Source organism: Pseudomonas sp. Root329 (genome assembly GCF_001424925.1).
Taxonomy (GTDB): domain Bacteria; phylum Pseudomonadota; class Gammaproteobacteria; order Pseudomonadales; family Pseudomonadaceae; genus Aquipseudomonas; species Aquipseudomonas arabinosi.
Map to the genome: position 1 here is coordinate 326,369 of NZ_LMCV01000012.1, position 25,839 is coordinate 352,207.

Sequence of the window (25,839 nt, forward strand, 5' to 3'; positions counted from 1 at the left end):
CCACTGTGGGAGCGGGCTTGGTCCGGGCGGCGTTCCGACGAAGGCGCCAGAGCAAACACCGCAGAGCTACCAGGAGAACCGCAATGACTGACAAAGCAATGTCCCCCGCCGAATTCGAAGCGGCCCTGCGCGCCAAAGGCGCCTACTACCACATCCACCATCCATTCCACCAAGCCATGTACGCCGGCCGATCAACCCGCGAGCAGATTCAAGGCTGGGTCGCCAATCGCTTCTACTACCAGGTGAACATCCCCCTGAAGGACGCGGCGATTCTCGCCAATTGCCCGGACCGCGACGTGCGCCGGGAGTGGCTGCAACGAATTCTCGACCACGACGGTGCACCCGGCAGCGAAGGCGGGATCGAAGCCTGGCTGCGGCTGGGGGAAGCGGTGGGGCTGGATCGCGAGCAAATCCTTTCACAGGAATTGGTGCTGCCCGGTGTCCGTTTCGCCGTCGACGCCTACGTTAATTTCGCCCGTCGCGCCTGTTGGCAGGAAGCCGCCAGCAGTTCGCTGACCGAGCTGTTTGCGCCACAGATCCACCAATCCCGGCTCGATGCCTGGCCGGCCCATTACCCGTGGATCAACGTCGGCGGTTACGACTATTTCCGTAATCGCCTGAGTCAGGCACGACGGGATGTCGAGCATGGCTTACGCATCACCCTGGCGCACTACGTCACGGTCGAAGGCCAGCAACGCATGCTGGAAATCCTGCAATTCAAGCTCGACGTGCTGTGGAGCATGCTCGACGCCATGAGCATGGCCTACGAACTGGAGCGCCCGCCGTATCACACCGTCACCACGGAGAAAGTCTGGCACCGGGGGATTGTCCTGTGATCCTGATCAACCGCGAGCAATCACCGTCGCTGCGCCAGGGTTTTCGCCTGCAATGGGAACCTCGTCAGGACTGTCACGTGCTGCTGTACCCCGAAGGCATGATCAAACTCAACACCAGTGCCGGGCAGATCCTCGATCTGGTGGACGGCCAGCGCAGCGTTGCGGCGATCATTGATCGACTGTCTGAGAGTTTCCCCGGCGTACCGGGGATCGACGAAGACGTGCTGGCATTTCTGGAGGTGGCCCATGCTCAATTCTGGATCGAGTGACTCGCGTCCGGGTCCGCCGCTGTGGCTGTTGGCGGAGCTGACCTACCGTTGCCCGCTGCAATGCCCGTATTGCTCCAACCCGCTGGACTTTGCCCAATCAGGCGAAGAGTTGAGCACTGAGGAATGGATCCGGGTGTTCCGCGAGGCCCGGGAGATGGGCGCCGCACAACTGGGTTTTTCCGGCGGTGAACCGTTGGTTCGCCAAGACCTGGCCGAATTGATCAAGGCCGCCCGGGACATGGGTTACTACACCAACCTGATCACCTCGGGCATCGGCCTGACCGAGCAGAAAGTGCGCGATTTCAAGGTCGCGGGGCTGGACCACATCCAGATCAGCTTCCAGGCCGCCGACGAAGCGGTGAACAACATGCTCGCCGGCTCGCGCAAAGCCTTCGCGCAGAAACTCGCGATGGCCCGGGCGGTAAAGGCCCAGGGCTATCCGATGGTGCTGAACTTCGTCACCCATCGGCACAACATCGACCAGATCGCGCAGATCATCGATTTGTGCCTGGAACTGGAAGCGGATTTCGTCGAATTGGCGACGTGTCAGTTCTACGGCTGGGCCGAACTCAACCGGGTTGGCCTGTTGCCCACTCGTGAGCAATTGCAGCGTGCCGAGCGCATCACCAATGAGTATCGGGAGCGTCTTGAGGCGCAGGGCCACCCGTGCAAGCTGATCTTCGTCACCCCGGATTACTACGAAGAACGCCCCAAGACCTGCATGAACGGCTGGGCCAATCTGTTTCTCGACATCACCCCCGACGGCACGGCGTTACCTTGCCACAGCGCCCGACAGTTGCCGGTGCAGTTTCCCAATGTGCGCGAGCACAGTATCGAGCACATCTGGACTGATTCTTTCGGTTTCAATCGCTTTCGTGGCGATGACTGGATGAAGGAGCCGTGCCGCTCCTGCGATGAAAAGCACAAGTACCTGGGCGGCTGCCGCTGCCAGGCATTCATGCTGACCGGCGACGCCGCCAACGCGGACCCGGTGTGCAGCAAGTCCCCGCACCACGGTGTGATTCTCAAGGCCCGCGAGGAAGCCGAGGCACCGGGGCTAGGCATGGAACACCTGACGTTGCGTAACGAGAAGGCTTCGCGACTGATCTACCGCGGATGAATCAAACGACACAAATCCCCTGTGGGAGCGGGCTTGCTCGCGAAGGCGGCTCTACATTCAACATTGATGTGGACTGACCCACCGCTTTCGCGAGCAAGCCCGCTCCCACAGGGGTATTCTGGTGAATTCAAGATTTGAGTACACCCCAGCCTGCTACCCATTGGTCTGATTGCATTCACAGCCGGATGCTTTAGTGTGGACGTTACCTTCCAAAACAATAAAAACAGGCTTTCCAATGAGCCAGAGTCTTAGTCAACTGCGTAAATTCGTTTCGCCTGAAATCATCTTTGGTGCCGGCTGCCGGCACAACGTCGGCAATTGCGCCAAAACCTTTGGTGCCCGCAAGGTGCTGCTGGTCAGCGATCCCGGTGTGATTGCCGCTGGTTGGGTTGCCGATGTCGAGGCCAGCCTGCAAGCCCAAGGCATCGAGTACGTCTTGTACAGCGCAGTCTCGCCCAACCCGCGGGTCGAAGAAGTGATGCTCGGCGCTGATCTGTACCGGGAAAATCATTGCGATGTGATCGTGGCCGTCGGTGGCGGCAGTCCGATGGATTGCGGTAAAGGCATCGGCATTGTCGTTGCCCATGGACGCAGCATCCTCGAATTCGAAGGCGTGGACACCATCCGTGTCCCGAGCCCGCCGCTGATCCTGATTCCGACCACCGCCGGGACCTCGGCCGATGTCTCGCAATTCGTGATCATCTCCAACCAGCAAGAACGCATGAAGTTCTCCATCGTCAGTAAGGCGGTGGTGCCGGACGTGTCGTTGATCGACCCGGAAACCACGTTGAGCATGGACCCGTTCCTGTCGGCCTGTACCGGCATCGATGCGTTGGTGCATGCCATCGAAGCGTTTGTTTCCACCGGTCACGGGCCATTGACCGACCCCCATGCGTTGGAGGCGATGCGCCTGATCAACGGCAACCTGGTGCAGATGATCGCTAACCCCAACGACATTGCCCTGCGCGAGAAAATCATGCTCGGCAGCATGCAGGCCGGGCTGGCGTTCTCCAACGCGATCCTCGGCGCGGTGCATGCCATGTCCCACAGCCTCGGTGGCTTTCTCGACTTGCCTCATGGGCTGTGCAACGCGGTGCTGGTGGAACACGTGGTGGCGTTCAACTACAGCTCCGCACCCGAGCGCTTCAAGGTGATCGCCGAGACCTTTGGCATCGATTGCCGTGGCTTGAATCACCGGCAGATTTGCGGGCGTCTGGTGGAACATCTGATTGCGTTGAAACACGCGATCGGCTTCCACGAAACCCTCGGATTGCACGGGGTCAGCACCGCGGACATTCCGTTCCTGTCGCAACACGCCATGCACGATCCGTGCATCCTGACCAACCCGCGTGAGTCCAGTCAGCGTGATGTCGAGGTCGTCTATGGCGAAGCCCTCTGACGAACAGCAACGGGCGCTGGCAGGGTTACTGGGATTAGGCAGCCACTCGGCGCGCAAGAGTCATTACCCGGAACTGGCCGCGCGCCTCGACGAGCTGGAAACCGAGCGCAATCGCTATAAATGGCTGTTCGAGAACGCGGTCCACGGGATCTTCCAGGCCAGCCTCCTGGAAGGCATGCGTGCCGCCAATCCGGGACTGGCGCGGATGCTCGGTTACGACAATCCCCAGGAAGTGCTGTTTTCCCTGGCCGATCTGGCGAGCAACCTGTTTGTCGGTGGTGCACAGGAACTGGAAAATATCGGCGAAATCCTCAGGCACCAGGGCAGCCTGCATGGCTACGAAACCCAATTGCGACGCAAGGATGGCAGCAGCCTCGACGTGCTAATGAACCTGTTGCTCAAGCCCGATCAGGAAGGGCTGGTGGAAGGGTTTGTCGCTGACATCACCGAACGCAAACTCGCCCAGCAGCGCCTGCAGCAACTCAACGACGAACTGGAACAGCGCGTCACCGCGCGCACCGACGAGTTGCTGGAAGCCAACCGCAACCTGCAACAGCAGATCACCCAGCGTAAACAGATCGCCCAAGCCTTGCGCGATGCCCGGGACGCCGCTGAGGCCGCCAATCGCAGCAAGGACAAATACCTCGCCGCCGCCAGTCATGACCTGTTGCAACCGCTCAACGCCGCGCGTTTGTTGATCTCGACCCTGCGCGAGCGCAAGTTGCCCGACGTCGAACAGGTGCTGGTGGAGCGTACGCACCAGGCGCTGGAAGGGGCGGAAGATTTGCTCACCGATTTGCTGGATATTTCCCGGCTCGATCAGGCGGCGGTCAAACCGGACATTGCGCTGTACCGCCTCGATGAATTGCTCTCGCCGCTGGTGTCGGAGTTCCAGTCAGTGGCCCAGGCTGAAGGGTTGAACCTGCGGGTGCACATGGGCGATTACGCCATCAGCACTGACTTGCGTCTGATGACGCGGATCCTGCGCAACTTCCTCAGCAACGCCTGCCGCTACACCGACGAAGGCAGCATTCTTCTGGGTGCCAGACGCCGCGGTGAAATGCTCCGCCTGGAAGTCTGGGACACCGGGCGCGGGATCGCGGCGGATCGACTGGATTCGATTTTCCTCGAGTTCAACCAACTGGACGTCGGCCGCGCCGCCGACCGCAAGGGTGTGGGCTTGGGGCTGGCCATCGTTGAACGCATCGCCAAGATCCTCGGCTATAAAGTCGGGGTTCATTCGTTGCCCGGGCGCGGTTCGATGTTCAGCATCGACGTGCCGATTTCCCATGAAATTCCGCTGCCGATCAGCCTGGCGGCACCCCTACCCGGCACCGGCAATCCGTTGCCGGGTCGGCGTTTGCTGGTGCTGGACAACGAAGTGAGCATCCTCGAAAGCATGAGCGCGCTGCTCGGGCAATGGGGTTGCGAAGTGGTCACGGCCACCGATGAATTCTCCGCGCTGGCCGCCTTGCAGGGGCGACCGCCGGAACTGATTCTGGCGGACTACCACCTCGATCACGGGGTGGTGGGCTGTGATGTGGTCAGGCATTTGCGTGAGCATTACCACCAGGCGATTCCGGCGGTCATCATCACTGCTGACCGCACGGATCAATGTCGGCGCTCATTGCAGAGACTCGACGCACCGCTGCTGAACAAACCGGTGAAACCCGGGAAGTTGCGCGCGGTGCTCAGTCAGTTGCTGGGGTAGCGAAATTGCAGGCTGAAGCCGAGCTCGGCTGACTCGCCTTGCTCCAGCAATCGCAACCCCGGACGACCGGGCAGGTGATGCGCGTTGACCGGGTGGCTCACCGGTTCGATACAGAAAAAATCCAGGCCCACCGGGCAGTAGAGCAGGTAGTAATCGCTGCCCGTGGCGCGGCATTCCAGCTCATAGCCCAACGCTGGCTGGCGGATCAGGCAGTGGCCGTCCCATTCGCAGAAACCGTTGTCGACCAATGTCTCGGGCAACCCCTTGAGTGACCGGAAATCCCATTCGGCTGGCAACGCACTGAGGTGCGTCGGCAGTTTGGTCCCGTCACACAACCAGACGTGCCGGGATTGCGCCTGCAACTGGGTGCCCGTGGTACGCGGGAAGTAAGGATGCAAACCGAGCCCATGCCAGGCAGGGCTTTCGGCCAGATGGGTGACCTTGAGATCAAGGCTCAGCTTGCCGTCGCTCAGATGGAATCGTTGCCGGGCGCGATAGGTGAAGGGCGTGGTGCTGTCGAGTTGCAGGACGATTTCATCGCGCGTCTGCGAAACCACCTGCCACGGTTGCTGCCAGGCGCTGCCGTGAATCGGCATGGGATCGGTGAGGCTGTTGGGTGTCAGTGCCAGCCAGCCCTCGGGGCATTCAAAGCCGCCTTCGGAAATTCGGTTCGACCACGGTGCCAAGGGAAAACAGCCGAGCTTGCCGGGCAGGCCGGTATTCAGCGCGTGAGCATCGCTGTGGCGCAACAGCGGCAGACCCGTGCCGCGCACGCTCCAGTTGACGATGCTGCCACCGAGTTGCGGGGCGAGGGTGAGATGGGTGAATTCGTCTTCGAGGTTAAGCAACGCTGGCGTCATTTCAATTGAGCTCTGATGTGAGAACACCGCTGAGCCTTGTAGCAGCTGGCGAAGCCTGCGTTCGGCTGCGAAGCAGTCGTAAAACCTTACTGCGCGGTGTATCAGGAAACCGCATTCACCGGATTGACGACTGCTGCGCAGCCGAACGCAGCCTTCGGCAGCTGCTACATGGGGACCTGGTTCATCCCTGGAACAACGGCTCCGGCAAACCTTTCACGCCGGGATTGAGGGCGAACACACCGCCGGCCAGTGACTGTTCGTCATGGTCGTCACCGGGGCGGATCGAGGTCACGAACAGGGTGTCCAGGCGACTGCCGCCGAAGGCGCACATGCTCGGTTTTTTTACCGGCACGACGAGGGAGCGGTCCAGTCGGCCGTCGGGCGTGAAACGGTGAATCAGCCCGGCGTCATTGGCGCAAATCCAGTAGCCGCCTTCGGCATCGACCGCCGCCCCGTCGGGACGACCAGGGAATTGATGCATGTCGACAAACAGCCGGCGGTTGGACGGCGTGCCGCTATCGATGTCGTAATCGAAGGCCCAGATTTGCTGGACCAGGGGATGAGAGTCAGACAGGTACATCGTTCGCCCGTCCGGGCTGAAACCCAGACCATTGGGCACGATAAACCCGCTGAGTTGCGCCTCGAGTGGCCCGCGTTGCCCGGCGCTGTAGCGATAAAGCGTGCCGTCGGCAGCGTTGGCGCCCATGTTCAGCACCATGCTGCCGGCCCAGAAGCGCCCCTGACGATCGCAGCGACCGTCGTTCAGGCGCATATCTGTGCGGGCGTGTTCGACCGGAGCCAGGAGGTTGCTGTCGAGGCTGCCATCGTTATGCGGGTGCAGATGATAGAACCCGCTTTCCATCCCGGCAACCCAGCCGCCGTTGCTGTGACGTGCAATGCAGGCGAGCATCTCCGGCGCTTTCCAGGCATGGACATGGCCGGTTTCGGCGCTCCAGCGCTGAAGTCCGCCGGCAGGAATATCCACCCAATACAGGGCGTTTTCCTCGGGGACCCAGACCGGGCATTCACCGACTGCGTTACGGGCATCGACAATCAATTCGGCATGCATGACAACTCATCCCCTCGGGTTTTTGTTGTTGGGATCAAGTGATGTACGCGGGTTCAGTCGCCGAAGGGGCCGGATGCGACAAACGCACCACCCTGGTAGACCCGTGCCGGGTCATCAGCGGCCGGCATCGGTTGGGCTTCGACTTTTTCGCGGAACACTTCGGAGCTGTCCTGAGGTTCATAACCCAGGCAGGTGGCGAAACGGTTGTCCCACCAGACGTTCTTGTTGTCGGACATGCCGTAGACCACTGTGTGACCGACATTGGGGGCGTACAGCGCGCATTCGAGCAATTGAGTCAGGTCGCCGAAGCTCAACCAGGTGCTCATCATTCGACGGTTCAGTGGTTCCGCAAACGAGGAGCCGATGCGCACGCTGACGGTTTCGATGCCGTAGCGATCGAAGTAGAAACTGGCTATGTCTTCGCCGTAGGACTTGGACAAGCCGTAGTAGCTGTCCGGGCGGCGAGGGGAGTGGGCGTCGATGACTTCATCCTGCTTATAGAAGCCGATCACGTGGTTGGAGCTGGCGAAAATCACCCGCTTCACGCCATGGCGGCGAGCGGCTTCATAGATGTGGAACACGCCGCAGATGTTGGCGCCGAGGATCTCTTCGAACGAGTGCTCCGTCGATACGCCACCAAAGTGCAGGATCGCGTCTACGCCTTCAACCAGCTGATGGACTGCTCGCTTGTCTGCCAGGTCGCAGGGCACCACTTCTTCACGGTCATCGATGGCCGGGGCAATATCGGCGATGTCCGACAGGCGAATCACATTGGCGTAGGGCCGTAAGCGTTCGCGCAGGACTTTGCCGAGGCCACCGGCGGCACCGGTCAGGAGGAGACGATTGAAAGGAGCGCGGGCGTTAGTTGTGATGGTCATGGAAGTCCCTGAACAAGCAGTCATTGTTATTGAATTTGTTGTAGGTTGTCGTACGACTAGGTCGAAGTATCGTTAGGGTCTCAGGTTGTTGTCAACGCGTCATCGGTTGAAATTGACGGAGGGTCATTCCCGCATCCGCTGACAACACGAAGCACTTTGTGGGAGCGAGCTTGCTCGCGATGGCTTTATGTCAAATACCTTGATGTTGAATGTAACGCCACCATCGCGAGCAAGCTCGCTCCCACAGGGCTCGTGTTGATCCCCCCGGCCCCTCGGCTTACAGCAACGAGATCGGGTAGTTGATGATAATGCGGTTTTCGTCGAATTCGTTGGTGCTGAAGTCCTTGCGGATCGACGCGTTACGCCATTTGACGTTGAGGTTCTTCAGCGCGCCGCTCTGCACGGTGTAAGCCAGTTCTGATTCGCGGCCCCATTCCTTGCCGTCGGTGATGGTGCCTGTGTGCACGTTATCGCCGCTGATGTAGCGGTTCATCATCGTCAGGCCGGGAATGCCGAGCGCCACAAAATTGTAGTCGTGGCGCAGCTGCCAGGATCGTTCCTTGGCGTTGTCGTAGCTGGAGTTGTAGCTGTCGTTGGCCAGGGTGCCGCCGCTGGTGCCGTTGACCCGCATCCAGACATCGTCGCCGGTGAGTTTTTGCAGGCCGACAAAGAAGGTGCTGCCGCCGTACTTGGCCGAGAGCATGGCGAACGCGGTTTTGTTATCGAGGTCGCCGGCCAGGGCGCTGCCGTCTTCCTTGCCGATGAAGTAGCCAAGGTTGGCGCCGAGGGTCCAGTCTCCGATGGGCTGGCTGTGGCTCAGGTTGAAATACTGCTGCTGATAAATGTCGCTGAGCTGTGCGTACCAGACGCCGACCTGGGTGCGCTTTTCGTTGAACGCATATTCACCGCCGCCAAAGTTGAAACGGTCCGAGGTGAATGCCGCTGATTTGCCGTTCATGAACATGTCTTCCATGCTCGCATCGTTGCGCGGACTGTTGGCGCGGAACTGGCCGCCGTAGAGCGTCAGGCCACTGATCTCGGTGGACGTCACCTGTCCACCGCGGAAGGTTTGCGGCAGGGAGCGACCGTCGTCGGAGCGCAGGATCGGCAACACCGGCATCCATTCGCCGACCTTCAATTCGGTTTTCGAGACTTTACCTTTCAGCGCCACACCCAGGCGCCCGAAGTTGTCGGCCGGGCGGCCGTCGTCATGAATCGGCAGCAACGAGGTGCCGCCCGTGCCTTTGCCGCCGTCGAGTTTTTCCGAGTACAGGCCCAGCACATCCATGCCGAAACCGACGGGGCCCTGGGTGAATCCGGATTTGGCATCGAGGATGAAGCTTTGCGTCCACTCTTCAGCCTTACCCTGCGGGTAGGCAGGGTTCGTGAAGTTGCGGTTGATGTAGAAGTTGCGCAGGTTCAGCGTGGCTTTGGCGTCATCGACGAAACCTTCGGCATGACTGGTCATGGGCAGGGCGAGGGCCAGGCTGCTGCAACCGATCAGGCTCAGGGTGTGACGGCGTGCGAAGGTTGGGCGAGGGGTGCTGACGGAGGAATTGCGGACGAGCTTGCTCACAGTGACGCTCCCGTGTTTCTTGTTGTTTTTATTTTTTGTTATACGTCGTCGTACAACATCGGGGCGGATTATTTGCAAGTGTTACGGGGAATGTCAATCAGAAGTTGTACGATGACTTGGTGCGGTTTTATGGTATGTCGAAGAACCCCTGTGGGAGTGAGCCTGCTCCGGGCGGCGTTCCGACGATAGCGGTCTGACATTCACTACAGTGGTGTCTGTTCTACCGTCATCGCGAGCAGGCTCGCTCCCACAGGGATTTGTGTTTTAGCTCACGATCATCGGGGGCAGAGTGCCCAGCAACGAAACGGCTGCCACCGCTCCCATCCCGAGCAGCCATTCGAGAATTACGCTGCTTTTCAGAATGGCCAGCCGCTGCTCGCAGTCATCGATTCGCAGCCGATTGAACAACGCCAATCCCAGCATCGCGGCGACCAGCAGAACCTTGATCAACAGAATCAGCGCAAACCCGGACAGCAACGGCGTCGGCCAGAACTGCCCGGTGAGGACCCGAACATTGATCAGCCCGGTCATCACCAACCCGGCCACCAATACGTAACCAATGCCGCTGAAGCGTTGCAAGGTCGCTTTGATTGAATGCTCTGCCGGCTGCCGCAGAATCATCACCAACAACATCAAGCCGCCGAGCCAGGCGCCGACGCAGGTCAGGTGAATGATTTGATTGAGGATCAGCAATTGGCCGTTGAGGCCGTCGAGCATGGCACCGTGGCCGACCGGGGCGAGGGTGGCCAGCAGTAGGCTGGCGAGGCCGATTCGCAGGGGCAGGTTTGAACGCAAGGGCGTCATCAGCAGCGCGACCAACAACGCATTGAGCAGCAAGTGCCAGCGCCAGACCTGGCCGAAAAATGTATTGCCCAGCACCAGTCGCAGGGTCGACGGATCGAATGCCGCGTCCCACGAACCGGCCATGCTGGCGGTGATCAGCAGCAACCAGCTAACGCCAGTGACCAAGGCTACCGCAGCCAGCCAGCGGCTTGTTCTGGCCAATCGCTGATCCAGATGTCCAGCGTCGCCATTGACCAGCAGAGGCCTGAACACCCACGCCCCGAACAGCATCAGCACGACGGTGAAATGCAGAAAGCGGCACAGCACCATCGCGCTCGTCATGAATTACTGGCCAACCTTGAAGCTATAGGCACCTTCGCTTTTGTGGGTATCGACCGACACCGCGTGCCATTCGACTTTGTAAGCGCCCGCTGCCAACGGTGCGGCCGGGGTGACGATCAGGGTTTTCTTGTCGCTGCCTTCGGTGGTGAGGCTTTTCACCGGTACGGGGACGCCGTCCTTGCTGATCGTGACTTTGGAAAAGGTCGCTTCTACACCTTCGGAAAACACCAGGCGCAGTTCCGACGGCGCGCTCACCGTGCTGTCGGCGGCCGGGGTCTGGCTTTTCAGATGGGCGTGGGCAAACACCGATGACGCGGCGAACAGCGAGCCGAGCAGGGCGACGGTGGTCAGGGTTTTCTTGAGCTGCATCTTGGAATACCTCTGAGGTGGGTTCGAAAAGGCGGTCAGTTTACCTGCGAGAAGCTGTGTGTACGAAGTTTCGTTTTCCCTTGTCGCCGCGAGATAGAGCGGATGCTAGTCTTGGGCAACGCTGTTGTCAGGGAGCCCTCATGGGCAATCACAAGATCGAGATTCGTCGCAGTAACGTCGAGAAAATTCTGTTGGGGGCCGAAAAGGTGTTCGCCGAAAAAGGTTTCGGCGGCACCGCCATGGCCGACATCGCCGCCGAAGTGCAACTGCCGCGCTCCAACCTGCATTACTACTTCAGCACCAAGAGTGAGCTGTACAGCGCGGTGCTGTTGGGTTTGCTGGAAGTGTGGAAACAGGATGCCCTGTGCTTCGAGATGTTCGACGACCCGCGTGTGGTGCTCAGCAGCTACATCCGCGCCAAGATGAACCACTCCCGCAGCCGGCCTTATGGCTCCAAAGTCTGGGCCAACGAAATCATCCACGGCGCACCGACCCTGGGTGAGAAGCTGGACGTGAGCCTGTACGACTGGGCCAAGATGAAAGAAGCGAAAATTCGCCAGTGGGTGGACGACAAACGCATCCTGCCGGTGGAACCTTCGAGCCTGCTGTACATGATCTGGGCGTCGACCCAGCATTACGCCGACTTTGATCATCAGGTGAATATTCTGAATGACCATCAGCCGTTGTCGGACATGCAGTTCGAGCGGGCGGTGCAGACGGTGACGAGTGTGATCTTGCGGGGGATTGGGTTGGAGCCGTGAATCAAAAGATCGCAGCCTCGTTTCACTCGACAGCTCCTACAGGTTTACGCAATCCGTTGTAGGAGCTGTCGAGTGAAACGAGGCTGCGATCCCTTGATCTTCAACGATCAAACAGCGACGTGGTAAGGATTCCTCGGATCATGATTCCAATCCAGAAACGGCTTCCCGTTCTCCATCGGCACCATCTCGATACAATCCTGCACCGGGCACGTGATCTGACACAGATTGCACCCCACGCACTCATCATCAATCACTTCATATTTGTGCGTCCCGTCCGCCTGCTTAAGGCTCGCAATCGCCTGGTGCGAAGTGTCTTCGCAAGCAATGTGGCAACGACCGCAACCAATGCAGGCCTCCTGATCAATCTTGGCAATCACCTGATAGTTAATGTCCAGGTACTTCCAGTCCGTGGTGTTGCTCACCGCACGCCCGGAAAACTCTGACACGCTGGCGTAGCCCTGACTGTCCATCCAGCGCGATAAACCGTCCTTCATCTCCTCGACAATCCGGAAACCATGCAGCATCGCCGCCGTACACACCTGCACCGAGCCGCTGCCCAGCGCAATAAACTCCGCCGCGTCGCGCCAGCTGCTAATGCCGCCAATGCCCGAGATCGGCAGGCCTTGCGTCTGAGGATCGCGGGCGATTTCGGCGACCATGTTCAGTGCAATCGGCTTCACTGCCGAACCGCAATAACCACCATGGGTGCTTTGGCTACCCACGGCGGGATTGGCGACCATGCGCTCCAGGTTGACGCTGGTGATCGAGTTGATCGTGTTGATCAGCGACACCGCATCCGCACCGCCGCGATGGGCCGCGCGGGCGGCGACGCGAATGTCGGTGATGTTCGGTGTGAGCTTGACGATCACCGGCAGCGAGCAGTACGTCTTGCACCAACGGGTGACCTGCTCGACGTACTCCGGCACCTGGCCGACCGCCGCGCCCATGCCGCGCTCCGGCATCCCGTGCGGGCAGCCGAAGTTCAGCTCGATGCCATCGGCGCCGGTAGCTTCCACCAGCGGCAGGATGAATTTCCAGGATTCTTCGACGCAGGGCACCATCAGCGACACGATTAACGCGCGGTCCGGCCAGTCTTTTTTGACCTGAGTGATTTCCCGCAGGTTGATCTCCAGCGAACGATCGGTGATCAGTTCGATGTTGTTGAAGCCCACCACTTCACGGTTGGCCCCGAAGTGCGCCGAGTAGCGCGACGACACGTTGACCGCCGCCGGGTCTTCACCCAGGGTTTTCCAGACCACACCACCCCAGCCAGCCTCGAAGGCGCGGACCACGTTGTAGGCCTTGTCGGTCGGTGGCGCGGAGGCCAGCCAGAACGGATTGGGGGCTTTGATGCCGGCGAAGACAATCGAGAGATCGGCCATTTACGCAGCCTCCACGTTGAGCATGAGTTGGGCGTTGATGGCCTCGGCGGCCCGTTTGCCGTGCTGCACGGCCTGCACGGTGAGGTCCTGATCGAGACTGGTGCAGTCGCCGCCGGCGTACACGCCGGGGATGCTGGTGCGCAGGTTTTCGTCCACTTGAATCCGCTCGCCCTGGCGCTTGAGTTCACGGGCCAGCGGATCGGCGAGGGCGCTGCCATCAAAGGCCTGGCCGATGGCTTTGAAGATCGCGTCAGCGGCCAGTTCGAAGGTTTCGCCAGTGGTTTGCAGGCGACCTTCGACTAACCAGGTCCGAGCGAAGCGCATGCCGCGTACTTGGCCTTGAGTATCGAGCAGGACTTCTTCGGGTTGCGCCCAGGTCAGCAAACGCACTTGATTGGCTTTGGCGATGTCCTGTTCGTGGTCGGTGGCGCCCATTTCCTCAACGCCGCGGCGGTACACCAGGTTGACGTCGCGTGCACCGAGGCGAGCCATTTGCACGGCCATGTCGATGGCGGTGTTGCCGGCGCCCAAAACGATACAACGGTCAGCGAGGGGGAGTTGGGTCAGGTCATCGGCCTGACGCAGTTCGCGGATGTAATCGGTGGCGGCCAGCAGACCGGGCGCATCTTCATGAGCAAGCCCCAGCTGTTTGCTGGCGGCCAGTCCGAGCCCAAGGAACACCGCGTCGAACTGCTGATGCAGATCGCTGAGGGTCAGGTTCTCTCCAAGTTTCTGCCCGTGGCGGATTTCGATCCCGCCGATTTCCAATAGGAATTCAAGCTCCTTCTGCGCGTAGTCGTCCACCAGTTTGTACTTGGCGATCCCGTATTCGTTGAGGCCGCCAGCCTTTTCCCGTGCCTCGAAAATCACCACGTCATGACCATGCATGGCACTGCGGTGAGCGCAGGACAAACCGGCCGGACCGGCGCCGACCACGGCGATGCGCTTGCCGGTTGATGCCGCACGGGTGAAGGGGTGTTCGCTGAAGTGTGCGTTGTCGACGGCGTAACGCTGCAACAGGCCGATCAGCACCGGTGCGCATTCATGGTCGTTGTTGCGCACGCAGGCTTGCTGGCAGAGCACTTCCGTCGGACACACCCGGGCGCAACTGCCACCGAGGATGTTCGCCGAGAGGATTTTCTGCGCGGCGCCCTGAACGTTTTCCTGATGGATATTGCGGATGAACGACGGAATGTCGATCTCGCTCGGACAGGCATTCACGCAGGGCGCGTCATAGCAGTACAGGCAACGCGAGGCTTCCAGATGGGCCTGACGGTCGTTGAGTGGCGGGGCCAGATCGGTGAAATGGCCGGCGAGGGCGGCCGCATTCTCGTGCGGATGCGGGAGATGGTTCAGAGTCTTGATCACGGTGTTGGCCTCACGGTTAATTGAGGTGATGCCTCTGATGGGCATTGAGTTTTTCGTCGTCAGGGCAGCCGCCTTCGCGAGCAAGCCCGCTCCCACATTTGAAATGCATTCCCATGTGGGAGCGGGCTTGCTCGCGAAGGCCGAAGGCCTCGATTTCAGCGTTTCACTGCGGTCGGCCTGTTCATCTCAGCCCGCTTACTCAGCAAATCAAACACCGCCGGATACGCCGGCCGTTCGACATACCGCCCGGCACCACGCTCGGCCCGCAAATCACCATCGGCCCACACCACCCGGCCCTGGCTGACGGTGTGGCTCGGTACGCCGTGCACGGTCTTGCCTTCGAAGATGTTGAAGTCAACTTGCTGATGGTGAGTCTTCGCCGAAATCGTCCGCGTACCTTCCGGATCCCACAGCACCAGATCCGCGTCCGCACCGACGCGAATCGCGCCTTTGCGCGGGTAGAGGTTGAAGATTTTTGCGGTGTTGGTGGAGGTGAGCGCCACGAAGTGCTGCATCGACAAACGTCCGGTGTTCACCCCTTCATCCCAGAGCACCGCCATGCGATCTTCGATACCGGCCGTGCCATTGGGGATCTTGCTGAAATCGTCACGGCCGGCGGCTTTTTGCTCGGCGCAGAAGCAGCAATGGTCGGTGGCGGTGGTGTGCAGGTTGCCCGATTGCAGGCCGTGCCAAAGCGCCTCTTGATGGCCGCGCGGACGGAAGGGCGGGCTCATCACGTAACCGGCGGCGGTCTGCCAGTCCGGGTGTTGATAAACGCTGTCGTCCAGCAGCAAATGCCCGGCCAGGACTTCGCCGTAGACTTGTTGGCCCTTGCTGCGGGCGTAGGTGATTTCGTCGAGGGCTTCCTTGGTCGAGACGTGCACCAGGTACAGCGGCGTGCCCAGGGTTTCGGCGATGCGGATCGCCCGACTGGCCGCTTCACCTTCCACCTGCGAAGGGCGCGACAACGGATGCGCTTCAGGGCCGGTCATGCCTTGGGCCATCAACTTGCGTTGCAGGTGATAGACCAGCTCACCGTTTTCCGCATGCACGGTCGGCACCGCGCCCAGTTCCAGGCAGCGCTCAAAACTCGCCACCAGCGTGTCGTCGGCGGCCATGATCGCGTTCTTGTAGGCCATGAAATGCTTGAAGCTGTTGACCCCGTGCTGGCTGACCAGCTCGGCCATTTCCTCGCGGACCTGTTCGCTCCACCAGGTGATCGCGACGTGGAAACCGTAATCCGACGCCGACTTCTCGGCCCAGCCGCGCCACTGATGAAAGGCTTCCATCAAGGATTGCTGCGGATTGGGAATCACAAAGTCGATGATCGACGTCGTGCCACCGGCAAGTCCCGCCGCAGTACCGCTGAAGAAGTCTTCACTGGCCACCGTGCCCATGAAGGGCAGTTGCATGTGCGTGTGCGGATCGATGCCGCCGGGCATCAGGTACTGGCCGCTGCCGTCGAGCACTTCGGCATCGGCGGGAACATCAAGGTTTTCACCGATGGCTTTGATCACGCCGTCGGCGCAATAGACGTCGGCGCGATAACTTTCATCATGGGTAATAACGGTGGCGCCACGGATCAACAGAGACATTCCGAGTTCCTCGCAGGCAATGACCGACTTGTGCCGGTTCTAAATGTTTTATATGAAGCCGACGCAAACAGGTGTATTCCTGTCAGCGCTGTCAGGAATAAACGCTAGTCTGAGTTTGAGGATTGAGCAAGAATATTTTTTATAAGCTTATATCTGTTTTAACGTGTTGATAAATAACGATTAAATACGTAAATCACCAAAATGGTGAGGCCTCTCACCATTTTGACGCACTTGACAGGTTCTAAAAATAGACGAGATTTCTTATGTGAAATCAGCCGGTTGAGGATGGTCTATGGTTGATGCGCGACGTTGAAAAAAAGTGATATGCACCAGATTGAGTCCTGACGGTTCGGACAACTTGCCTGGCGTTTGGCCTGAGTGAACAAGCAAGTAACCGGTGACTCATCGGCTATGTAAATAAAACTGATAAACATCAGTTGGTTACAAAGTTTTTATGGAACTGCCCGATGCGCAAACGGGGTAATCGGCACGTTAATTGAAGCCACCAGCCCCTGATGAGCAACAATAATCAAAAGAACAGTGGAGCGGCCATGCAACAGATCAGATCGCAAGTGACCGAACGCGACGGCTTGTTTGAGCTCGAAGCCGGCAGTGACGTCCTCGACAGCCCCCGTTACAACCACGACATGGCACCGACCAAGGTGCACGAACGAACCTGGAACAAATGGCACATCACCGCATTGTGGATCGGCATGGCGGTCTGTGTGCCGACCTACACCCTCGGCGGCGTGCTCACCGCGTATTTCGGCCTGAGCGTCGGCGAAGCGCTGCTGGCGATTCTGTTCGCCAACATCATCGTACTGATCCCGTTGACCCTGAACGCCTTCCCCGGCACCAAGTACGGCATTCCGTTTCCGGTGTTGCTGCGTTCGTCCTTCGGCGTCCTCGGCTCCAACATTCCGTGCCTGATCCGGGCGCTGGTGGCGTGTGGCTGGTTCGGCATTCAAACGATGTTCGGCGGGCTGGCCATTCACCTGTTTCTCGGCTCGGTGTTCGACGGTTGGAAATCCCTCGGTGGTACCGGTGAAGTGATCGGGTTCATGGTGTTCTGGGCCTTGAACTTGTGGGTGGTGATTCGCGGCGCGGACTCGATCAAATGGCTGGAAACCCTCTCTGCACCGTTGTTGGTGCTGGTGGGCGTGGGGCTGTTGGTATGGGCGATGCCGAACGTGTCGATGACCGAGTTGCTGGCGATCCCGGCCAAACGTCCACAAGGGGCCAGCGTGGTCAGTTACTTTGCCGCCGGGCTGACCGCCATGGTCGGGTTCTGGGCCACCTTGTCCCTGAACATTCCGGATTTCAGCCGCTACGCGAAAAGCCAGAAGGATCAGATTGTCGGGCAGATCATCGGCCTGCCACTGACCATGTTTCTGTTCGCATCATTGGGGGTGGTGATGACCGCCGCCTCGGTCAAACTGGTGGGCGTCACCGTCTCCGATCCGGTCACCCTGATCGGTCATATCCAGAGCCCGGTCTGGGTCGCGCTGGCCATGGCGCTGATCATCATCGCCACGCTGTCGACCAACACCGCGGCCAACATCGTGTCGCCGACCAACGATTTCCAGAACGTCGCGCCCAAGTTCATCAACCGCACCAAAGCGGTAATGCTCACCGGCCTGGTCGGCTTGGCGCTGATGGCCCATGAGCTGTTGAAGAAGCTCGGACTGATCGTCTCGGATTTGAGCCTGGAAACGGTGTATTCCAACTGGTTGCTGGGCTATTCGAGCCTGTTGGGCCCGATCGCCGGGATCATGGTGGTGGACTATTTCCTGATCAAGAAACAGCAACTGGACTTGGCCGGCCTCTATCGCGATGACGTTTACCCGGCGTGGAACTGGTTCGGGTTTATTGCGTTTGGTGTGCCGGTGGCGCTGACGCTGCTGTCGCTCGGCAGCAATGCATTCAGCTGGTTCTACGACTATGGCTGGTTCACCGGCTCGGCACTGGGCGGGCTGATTTATTACGGGTTGTGCTCGATGCGACCTAGCCCATCAATCGCGAAATCCACGGTGTGAGGGATGGCCCCTTCGCGAGCAAGCCCGCTCCCACACTTGAAATGCATTCCCCTGTGGGAGCGGGCTTGCTCGCGAAGACGGCCTCATAAACGACAACGATCAGCCTGAAGAAACTTATAACAACTGCCTGAGGAGATCATCATGAACGCTGCCGTAGACGTTCTGCAGTCCACCCATCAGCACATCAACCGCGACCGCTTGTGGCAGTCGCTCATGGACCTGGCCAAGCTCGGCGCCACGGTCAAGGGCGGCGTCTGTCGGCTGGCCCTGACCGACCTCGACCGCCAGGCCCGGGACATTTTCGTCAACTGGTGCGAGGAGGCCGGGTGCACCGTCAGCATCGACGCCGTCGGCAACATCTTCGCCCGTCGTCCGGGCCGCAACCCGAACCTGCCACCGGTGATGACCGGCAGCCACATCGACACCCAACCCACTGGCGGCAAGTTCGACGGTTGCTTCGGCGTATTGGCCGGCGTCGAAGTGCTGCGCACCCTCAATGACCTGGGCGTGGAAACCGAAGCGCCGCTGGAAGTGGTGGTCTGGACCAACGAGGAAGGCTCACGCTTCGCCCCGTGCATGATGGGCTCCGGCGTATTCGCGGAAAAATTCACCCTTGAAGAAACCCTGGCCAAGGTCGATGCCGAGGGCGTCACGGTCGGTGAAGCGTTGAACGCCATTGGCTATGCTGGCGAGCGCAAGGTCAGCGGCCATGCTGTCGGCGCCTATTTCGAGGCCCATATCGAGCAAGGCCCAATCCTTGAAGACGAACGCAAAACCATCGGCGTGGTGATGGGCGCCCTCGGGCAGAAATGGTTCGACCTGAAACTGCGCGGCGTCGAAGCCCACGCCGGCCCGACGCCGATGCACCTGCGCAAGGATGCTCTGGTTGGCGCTTCGGTGATCGTCGGTGCGGTCAACCGCGCTGCCCTCGGTCATCAACCTCACGCCTGCGGCACCGTCGGCTGCCTGCAAGCCTATCCCGGCTCACGCAACGTCATCCCCGGCGAAGTGCGCATGACCCTGGACTTCCGTCATCTGGAACCGGCGCGCCTGGACTCGATGATCGCCGAAGTCCGTGAAGTCATCGAAACCACCTGCGAGGAACACGGCCTGACCTTCGAACTGACACCCACTGCGGATTTCCCTCCGCTGTACTTCGACAAAGGCTGTGTGGAAGCGGTACGCGGCGCTGCTCAAGGGCTGGGCCTGTCGCACATGGACATCGTCAGCGGAGCAGGGCACGACGCAATCTTCCTCGCCGAACTCGGCCCGGCCGGGATGATCTTCGTACCGTGCGAAGGCGGTATCAGCCACAACGAAATCGAAAACGCCGCGCCGGATGATCTGGCGGCCGGGTGTGCGGTGTTGTTGCGGGCGATGCTGGCGGCGTCGGCGGCGATTGCCAGTGGTGAATTGGCCGCTTGAAATGCATGACGTGCGCTGAAAAAACAGCGCACGTCACAAACCCGAATCCTCAATCGTCATCCTGTTGAATCCCCCAAACAGTGGAGCAACACGATGTCGTCCAACACCCAACCGGTCAACCTTCTGCAATCGATTCCTCAGGTGTTCGAGAGCCTGACCCAGGTCCACGTCACCCTCGACAGCCACGACCTCGACCCGACCCTCAAACACCTGCTGCACCTGCGTGCCTCGCAGATCAACCAGTGCGGCTTCTGCGTGAAGATGCACACCCGCGAGGCCCGTGAAGCCAATGAAACCAACGAGCGGCTGGACCGCCTGATCGTCTGGCGCCACGTCAGCGATTTCAGCGCCTCCGAACGCGCCGCCCTGGCCTGGACCGAAGCCCTCACCGTACTCGATGAAAAGACCGACTACGCCAGCCTGCGCGGTGACTTGCGCGAGCACTTCAACGACGCGCAAATCGGTGCCTTGACGGCCGAGATCGGCATGATCAACCTGTGGAACCGTTTGCAGGTGTCGAGGCACTGATAGATGAACTCCGCTGAAAACGCCGCCGCTGTGTTCGAGCAGCGCCGGCCCTTTTTGCTTGGTCTGGCGTATCGCATCCTCGGCTCCCGCGCCGAAGCCGAGGATGTCGTACAAGAGTTGTTCATCAAATGGCTGGAGGCCGACCGCGCCGCCATTGCCACACCGGCCGCCTGGCTGACCACGGCGTGCACCCGGCACTGCATCGATCTGCTGCGTTCGGCTCACAAGTCGCGGGTTGATTACATCGGCACCTGGTTGCCGGAACCGATTCACACCACCCACCAGGATTCACCCGAACACAGGCATGAACTGGCCTCGTCGTTGTCCACCGCGTTCCTGTTGTTGCTGGAACGGCTAACCCCCAAAGAGCGAGCGGCGTACTTGCTCTACGAAATATTCGACATGGATTACGCGCAAGTCGCGGATGCGGTCGGGGTTCAAGAGGCTGCGTGCCGCAAACTGGTGTCCCGGGCCAAGGCCAGCCTCGGCAGCGGACAAACGCGCTTTCAGCCGGAACTGGCGCGTCAGGACCAATTGCTTAGCGCTTTCCATAGCGCCATCGCCAGCGGCTCGACCGCTTCCTTGACCGCGATGCTGAGCGAAGACGTCGAACTCTGCGCCGACAGCGGCGGCAAGGCCTCGGCCATCCGCGAAACCTTGTCCGGCATTACCCGCGTGCTGGATTTCATTGGTCAGTCGTTGCACGTCTATTGGCAGACTTGCGAATGGCTGCCCAGCGAAATCAATGGCGCCCAAGGCGTGATCATCAAGGCAGATGGGGTCATCACTGCTTCGATGACTTTTGGGTTTGATGAAGCGGGGCGGGTGAGGCGGATTTTTATCATGCGTAACCCGGAGAAGTTGGCGGGGTTGGATGGATCGTTGCAAGTGCAATAGTCAAAAGATCGCAGCCTGCGGCAGCTCCTACAGGGGCTTGCTTACACCTGCAAATTCCACGGATGTAAACGATCACCCGTGTTCCCCGGCATATCTGCACGATCATGGATGCCTGCGGTCGTAATCTTCACAGGGCGGCGTATGTATGCGCCGCCGCACGCGTGGAGATCCAATGAGCCAGGACGTCCTGACCACCGAAACCAATCGCCGTCAGTTGCAGCAGATTATCGCCGGCCTGTCCGATGGGGTGATTCTGCTGGAGCTCGACCAGACCCTCCTTTGGGCCAATGACGCCGCGTTGGCCATGCACGGCGTCGGGCAGCTCGGCGAGCTGGGGGCGAATGCCAAGGAGTACGCCAAGCGCTTCGCCTTGCGTTATCGCAATAATCACCCGGTTCAGGCCGACAATTATCCGATCAGCCGCGTCGCTCGAGGCGAGTCCTTCAGCGATGTGTTGGTTGAGGTGACACCGGCGGACGACGAAGAGCGCACCTGGGTCCACAGCGTGCGCAGCATGGTGCTGGCCGACAGCGCTGGCGCGCCGGAGTCGCTGGTGCTGATCATGAACGATGTCACGGAGTGGGCCAGCGCCGAGCAGCGTTTCGAGAAAACCTTCAATGCCAACCCGGCTCCGGCGGTGATCTGTCGCCTCAGCGATTTGCGCTACATCAAAGTCAACCCGGGCTTCCTGGAGATGACCGGCTATGCCCGTGATCAGGTGATCGGCCGTTCGACCTATGAACTGGACGTGCTGGAGGGGGCCGAAAACAAAGACCTGGCCAAGCAGCGGTTGCGTGAAGGGGCGACCATTCCGCAAATGCAGGCGCAGTTGCAGTTATCCGAAGGTGGCAGCAAACAGGTGATCGTCGCCGGCCAGCCCCTTGAACTGAATGACGAAGCCTGCATGCTCTTTTCCTTCGTCGACATCGAGCCTCGGCATAAGGCTGAAGTCGCCCTGCGCCAAAGCGAGGAACGCTTCGCCAAGGCTTTTCGACTGACCCCGGTGCCGATCCTGGTGTGCAACGCCGGCGATCAGGTGGTGATGGACGTCAATGAAGCCTTCCTCGATACGCTCGCGTATGCCAGTGAAGAGGTGCTTGGCAAATCGGTAACGCAGATCGATTTTATCGATGACACTGGCGCGCGCTCGCGACTGTTTGCGGCGCTGGAAAAAACCGGAAGCGTGGATCGTGTCGATGTTCGGGTACGCAAGAAAGGCGCCGGGCTGATTGATTGCGCGGTCTCGGGCGACACCGTGAATATTCAGGACAGGCCCTGCTACTTGCTGGTGTTTATGGACATTACTGAGCGTAAACGCACGGAGCTGGAGTTGGTGTCGGCGATCGAAGAGGTGATGAAAGACGCCTCCTGGTTCAGCCGCACGCTCATCGAGAAGCTCGCTAACGTGAAAAACGTCAACTCGCCGCAGTTGCCTAGCGTGTCGTTCACCGACCTGACTGCCCGCGAGCGCGATGTGCTCGGCCTGATCTGCGAAGGCCTGGCCGACAAGGAAATCGCCGCGCGGCTCAAACTCGCACCCAACACGGTGCGCAACCATGTGTCGACGGTGTATTCCAAGCTCGATATTCACAGTCGTAGCGAGGCGATTGTCTGGGCTCGCGAGCGAGGTTTGTTCTCCAGCGAGTGGCGGCCCAAGGCCCAGCGGTAGGTGCAAATGCACTACTCGAGGGGGTGCAAATTCATGTTCTGAACGGGTGCGGCAGTTCTTAGGCTGTAAGGGTGCGGTACAGGTCTTCGGGTATCGCGTCCCTTTCGAAACAGCTACAGGAACCGCGGGATGATTTATGTGGCGCAATTGCGTTTGCAACTGGAGCGGAGCTTTTCGCCGTTGGCCTGTGACTGCACTGTTACGGGTGATCATTCACTGACGGTGAAGCTCTATCATCCGGTGTCGGGGCAGGTGGATCTGGTGGTCACCGGGCTGAGCGTAACAAACCTCAGAACGCCGGAGGCGGTGGCAGCATTGATCGACGAGCTGCGTTATGAACTTGAGAGCAACACGTTGCATCGTCGCGAAACGTCCTAGGAACTGTCGTGATTTGTCGGCGGTCGTATAAAGAATACGAGAGTATTTTTTCTGTGACCGGTCCGCGGGTACGCGGTGAAGTAGTTGGGTCGCGGAAATATGTCGATCACTTACCGCGGGTCAACCTATGAAAAGTCTTGGGAAACGCACTTTTACAACACTGTCGTTCGCACTCTGGATAGCGATTCTGGGTGGTTGCGCCAGTCCTCCACCGCCACCTCCCGCTGCACCGCCTCCACCCCCTGTGCGCACCTGCCAAACCACTGAAAACACCGATGTGCAAGGTGATATGAGGGCTGAGGGGCAGGTGACCCGGGAAACCACGCTCACTCGTTGCGTCACTCAGTAAGCGTCCATCTGCTCACGTTGAACCGCCAGCGGCGCTGTGCTGCTGGCGGGGCTTCGCTCAGACTTCCTCGATCCTGACCCAACGTGATTCCCGCGCTGCCAACCGAATCGCCGTCGCCAGACGTTCGACTTCCCACGCCTGTTCGAAATCTGTTCCACCCTGAGATAAGCCTGCCAGCGCCATCACCAAATCATGGACTTCCAATGTCTTGAGTTCGTTGTAGCCGAGCTGATGCCCTGCCGCCGGGCTGAACGCCGCATAACCCGGCAGATTCGGCCCTGCCAGCAGGCGCTGGAAACCGTCCTGACCGGCGCGAAACAGACGCAGTTCATTCAGGCGTTCCTGATCGAACACCAAAGTCCCTCGGGTGCCGCTGATTTCAAAACTCAGGTGATTCTTGTAGCCGTGCTTGAGCCAACTGCTGCTGAACGTGCCTCGGGCGCCATTCGCAAACCGCAACAAGGCGTGGACCTGATCGTCGACCGCGATACTGCGTTGTTCCAGGCTGCCAGCCGTGGCGGGGCGTTGCCGGTGCACGGTCTGGGTGTCGGCGCTCACTGCCTCGATATCGCCCACCAGGTAGCGGGCCATGGCCAACAAGTGACTGCCCAGATCGGCCAGTGCGCCACCGGCATGATCGGCATCGCAACGCCACGACCAAGGTGACGCTGGATCGGCCATGAAATCTTCGCTGAATTCGCCCTGGAAACTGATGATCTGACCCAAGTCGCCGTTCTCAATCAACTGCCGGGCGAGCCCGATCATTGGGTTGTGCTGATAGTTGTAACCCACCCGCGTCACCACGCCTGCCGCTTTGGCCGCCAGTCGCATGGCGTCGGCCTGTTGCAGATTCACCGCCAACGGCTTTTCGCAATACACCGGTTTGCCGGCGGCGAGGGCCGCCATGGCCATGGGGTAATGCAGGTGATTGGGCGTGGTGATGGCGATCAGATTGACCTTGGGGTCATCGATCAATTGCTGCCAGTCGCTATGGGCGGTGTCGAAACCCCAGGCATCGGCGCAGTGGCGGGCACGCTGCGGATCGGCGTCGGCCAAGGCGGCGAGTTTGAGCTTGAGGGGCAGTTCGAAAACCGCACTGACGTTGCGAAACGCCAAGGCATGGGCGCGGCCCATGAAACCTGTGCCGATGAGTCCGATACCGAGTTCGCGCATGGAGATTGGCCTATTGAATTTTTGTTTTCAGGAGGGCTATTTATGGAATAAAAATTCCTTAATTGCAATTAATGGAATTAAAATTCCTCTGCGTGATCGTTCCCACGCTCTGCGTGGGAATGCCTCAATGGACGCTCTGCGTCCGCTTTGGGACGCGGAGCGTCCCGGGCTGCATTCCCACGCGGAGCGTGGGAACGATCAATTAGGGCAAAAAAAGAAGGCAGCCCGAAGGCTGCCTTTTGTTTGTCCGGTAAATCGGATCAGGACAAGAACCCCCCATCCACATTCAACGAAACCCCAGTGGTGTAACTCGACGCATCACTCGCCAGATACAACACGGCCCCCGCCATTTCGCTCGGATCAGCCACACGCTTGAGCGGAATCTGCTGCAGCGCGGTCTTCAGAATCGCGTCGTTCTTCACCAGTGCCGAAGCGAATTTGGTGTCGGTCAGGCCTGGCAGCAGGGCGTTGCAGCGGATGCCGAACTGCGCGCATTCCTTGGCGAACACTTTGGTCATGTTGATGACCGCCGCTTTGGTCACCGAGTAGATACCCTGGAAGATCCCTGGCGAGATGCCGTTGATCGAGGCGACGTTGATGATGCTGCCGCCGCCGTTTTCGCGCATCAGCTTGCCGGCTTCCACCGACATGAAGAAGTAGCCGCGGATGTTCACATCGACGGTTTTCTGGAAAGCGCTGAGGTCGGTGTCCAGTACGTTGCAGAACTGCGGGTTGGTCGCCGCGTTGTTGACCAGGATGTCCAGGCGCCCGAACTGTTCGCGGATGCCGGCGAAGACCTGGCTGATCTGTTCCATTTCACCGATGTGGCATGCCACGGCAGTGGCTTTGCCGCCGGCGGCGATGATCGCGTCGGCCACGTGCTGGCAGCCGTCGAGCTTGCGGCTCGAGACGATCACATGGGCGCCTTGCTGGGCCAGCAGTTTGGCGATGGCTTCACCGATGCCGCGGCTGGCGCCGGATACAAATGCGATTTTGCCGTCGAGGTCGAACAACTGAGTCTTGGACATGGGATTCTCTTATAAAAAGTCTTGTTATTGGGGGCCAG

The 25,839-nt window shown here is 59.8% G+C and carries 23 protein-coding genes; 12 read left to right on the forward strand and 11 right to left on the reverse strand.

The features are described from left to right. Nucleotides 1-83 precede the first annotated feature (83 nt). The 5 genes from pqqC to ASC74_RS13035 all read left to right on the forward strand — a co-directional run bounded on the left by pqqC (nucleotide 84) and on the right by ASC74_RS13035 (nucleotide 5,335). Nucleotides 84-836, forward strand: a complete 753-nt coding sequence (gene pqqC / locus ASC74_RS13015) for a pyrroloquinoline-quinone synthase PqqC (protein ID WP_056741732.1) — start codon at nucleotides 84-86, stop codon at nucleotides 834-836. Continuing rightward, a complete protein-coding gene (pqqD, locus tag ASC74_RS13020) occupies nucleotides 833-1,105 on the forward strand; it encodes a pyrroloquinoline quinone biosynthesis peptide chaperone PqqD (RefSeq protein WP_056741733.1) in 273 nt (90 codons plus the stop codon). The genes pqqC and pqqD overlap by 4 nt, the downstream gene beginning before the upstream one ends. Then, nucleotides 1,083-2,225 (forward strand): pyrroloquinoline quinone biosynthesis protein PqqE, encoded by a 1,143-nt coding sequence (gene pqqE / locus ASC74_RS13025; RefSeq protein WP_056741734.1) that lies wholly within the window; start codon nucleotides 1,083-1,085, stop codon nucleotides 2,223-2,225. Before pqqD ends, pqqE begins: the two co-directional genes overlap by 23 nt. Nucleotides 2,226-2,460: 235 nt before the next feature. After that, nucleotides 2,461-3,624, forward strand: a complete 1,164-nt coding sequence (gene ercA, locus ASC74_RS13030) for an alcohol dehydrogenase-like regulatory protein ErcA (RefSeq protein WP_008149766.1) — start codon at nucleotides 2,461-2,463, stop codon at nucleotides 3,622-3,624. After that, nucleotides 3,608-5,335, forward strand: coding sequence for a hybrid sensor histidine kinase/response regulator (locus tag ASC74_RS13035; RefSeq protein ID WP_056741735.1), 1,728 nt, complete (start codon nucleotides 3,608-3,610; stop codon nucleotides 5,333-5,335). The genes ercA and ASC74_RS13035 overlap by 17 nt, the downstream gene beginning before the upstream one ends. Here the strand turns inward: ASC74_RS13035 and ASC74_RS13040 are convergent. The 6 genes from ASC74_RS13040 to copC form a co-directional block, all read right to left on the reverse strand. Beyond that, on the reverse strand, nucleotides 5,320-6,195 hold the full coding sequence (locus ASC74_RS13040; protein ID WP_056741736.1) for an aldose 1-epimerase: 876 nt from the start codon (nucleotides 6,193-6,195) through the stop codon (nucleotides 5,320-5,322). The genes ASC74_RS13035 and ASC74_RS13040 overlap by 16 nt on opposite strands. A gap of 181 nt (nucleotides 6,196-6,376) precedes the next feature. Beyond that, the gene (locus ASC74_RS13045; RefSeq protein ID WP_056741737.1) at nucleotides 6,377-7,264 is read right to left on the reverse strand and encodes an SMP-30/gluconolactonase/LRE family protein; all 888 of its coding nucleotides are present in this window, start codon (nucleotides 7,262-7,264) and stop codon (nucleotides 6,377-6,379) included. 53 nt (nucleotides 7,265-7,317) lie between these two features. Further along, nucleotides 7,318-8,142 carry an NAD-dependent epimerase/dehydratase family protein gene (locus ASC74_RS13050; protein ID WP_056741738.1) on the reverse strand — a complete coding sequence of 275 codons (825 nt, stop codon included), beginning with the start codon at nucleotides 8,140-8,142 and terminating at the stop codon, nucleotides 7,318-7,320. 277 nt (nucleotides 8,143-8,419) lie between these two features. Next, nucleotides 8,420-9,718 (reverse strand): OprD family porin, encoded by a 1,299-nt coding sequence (locus ASC74_RS13055; RefSeq protein ID WP_056741739.1) that lies wholly within the window; start codon nucleotides 9,716-9,718, stop codon nucleotides 8,420-8,422. A 264-nt stretch (nucleotides 9,719-9,982) separates the two neighbouring features. Continuing rightward, complete coding sequence (copD, locus tag ASC74_RS13060; protein WP_056741740.1) at nucleotides 9,983-10,843, reverse strand: copper homeostasis membrane protein CopD; 861 nt, start codon at nucleotides 10,841-10,843, stop codon at nucleotides 9,983-9,985. A gap of 3 nt (nucleotides 10,844-10,846) precedes the next feature. Then, a complete protein-coding gene (copC, locus tag ASC74_RS13065; RefSeq protein ID WP_056741741.1) occupies nucleotides 10,847-11,212 on the reverse strand; it encodes a copper homeostasis periplasmic binding protein CopC in 366 nt (121 codons plus the stop codon). Nucleotides 11,213-11,352: 140 nt separating this feature from the next. Here copC and ASC74_RS13070 point away from each other — a divergent pair, with 140 nt between their 5' ends. Continuing rightward, entirely contained in the window at nucleotides 11,353-11,973 is a 621-nt protein-coding gene (locus ASC74_RS13070) for a TetR/AcrR family transcriptional regulator (RefSeq protein ID WP_008149783.1), read from the forward strand. 107 nt (nucleotides 11,974-12,080) lie between these two features. Here the strand turns inward: ASC74_RS13070 and preA are convergent, their stop codons facing one another. The 3 genes from preA to hydA all read right to left on the reverse strand — a co-directional run bounded on the left by preA (nucleotide 12,081) and on the right by hydA (nucleotide 16,318). After that, nucleotides 12,081-13,355, reverse strand: coding sequence for an NAD-dependent dihydropyrimidine dehydrogenase subunit PreA (preA, locus tag ASC74_RS13075; RefSeq protein ID WP_056741742.1), 1,275 nt, complete (start codon nucleotides 13,353-13,355; stop codon nucleotides 12,081-12,083). Further along, nucleotides 13,356-14,723 carry an NAD(P)-dependent oxidoreductase gene (locus tag ASC74_RS13080; RefSeq protein WP_056741811.1) on the reverse strand — a complete coding sequence of 456 codons (1,368 nt, stop codon included), beginning with the start codon at nucleotides 14,721-14,723 and terminating at the stop codon, nucleotides 13,356-13,358. A 155-nt stretch (nucleotides 14,724-14,878) separates the two neighbouring features. Continuing rightward, nucleotides 14,879-16,318, reverse strand: a complete 1,440-nt coding sequence (gene hydA / locus ASC74_RS13085) for a dihydropyrimidinase (protein ID WP_056741743.1) — start codon at nucleotides 16,316-16,318, stop codon at nucleotides 14,879-14,881. A 551-nt stretch (nucleotides 16,319-16,869) separates the two neighbouring features. Between hydA and ASC74_RS13090 the strand changes: the two genes are divergently transcribed. The 6 genes from ASC74_RS13090 (at nucleotide 16,870) to ASC74_RS13115 (ending at nucleotide 23,251) form a co-directional block, all read left to right on the forward strand. Beyond that, nucleotides 16,870-18,354, forward strand: a complete 1,485-nt coding sequence (locus tag ASC74_RS13090; protein WP_056741744.1) for an NCS1 family nucleobase:cation symporter-1 — start codon at nucleotides 16,870-16,872, stop codon at nucleotides 18,352-18,354. 141 nt (nucleotides 18,355-18,495) lie between these two features. After that, nucleotides 18,496-19,779, forward strand: coding sequence for a Zn-dependent hydrolase (locus ASC74_RS13095; protein ID WP_056741745.1), 1,284 nt, complete (start codon nucleotides 18,496-18,498; stop codon nucleotides 19,777-19,779). Between the two features lie 93 nt (nucleotides 19,780-19,872). After that, entirely contained in the window at nucleotides 19,873-20,307 is a 435-nt protein-coding gene (locus ASC74_RS13100) for a carboxymuconolactone decarboxylase family protein (RefSeq protein WP_056741746.1), read from the forward strand. A 3-nt stretch (nucleotides 20,308-20,310) separates the two neighbouring features. Then, nucleotides 20,311-21,204 carry an RNA polymerase sigma factor SigJ gene (sigJ, locus tag ASC74_RS13105; protein WP_056741747.1) on the forward strand — a complete coding sequence of 298 codons (894 nt, stop codon included), beginning with the start codon at nucleotides 20,311-20,313 and terminating at the stop codon, nucleotides 21,202-21,204. Between the two features lie 172 nt (nucleotides 21,205-21,376). Next, on the forward strand, nucleotides 21,377-22,873 hold the full coding sequence (locus tag ASC74_RS13110; protein ID WP_056741748.1) for a helix-turn-helix transcriptional regulator: 1,497 nt from the start codon (nucleotides 21,377-21,379) through the stop codon (nucleotides 22,871-22,873). Nucleotides 22,874-23,002: 129 nt separating this feature from the next. Further along, nucleotides 23,003-23,251, forward strand: coding sequence for a DUF1652 domain-containing protein (locus ASC74_RS13115; protein ID WP_056741749.1), 249 nt, complete (start codon nucleotides 23,003-23,005; stop codon nucleotides 23,249-23,251). Nucleotides 23,252-23,657: 406 nt separating this feature from the next. On the opposite strand, the gene ASC74_RS13120 is transcribed toward ASC74_RS13115, so the two are convergent. Next, nucleotides 23,658-24,773, reverse strand: coding sequence for a Gfo/Idh/MocA family protein (locus tag ASC74_RS13120; RefSeq protein ID WP_056741750.1), 1,116 nt, complete (start codon nucleotides 24,771-24,773; stop codon nucleotides 23,658-23,660). A 260-nt stretch (nucleotides 24,774-25,033) separates the two neighbouring features. Beyond that, entirely contained in the window at nucleotides 25,034-25,801 is a 768-nt protein-coding gene (locus tag ASC74_RS13125) for an SDR family oxidoreductase (protein ID WP_056741751.1), read from the reverse strand. Between the last annotated feature and the right edge of the window lie 38 nt (nucleotides 25,802-25,839).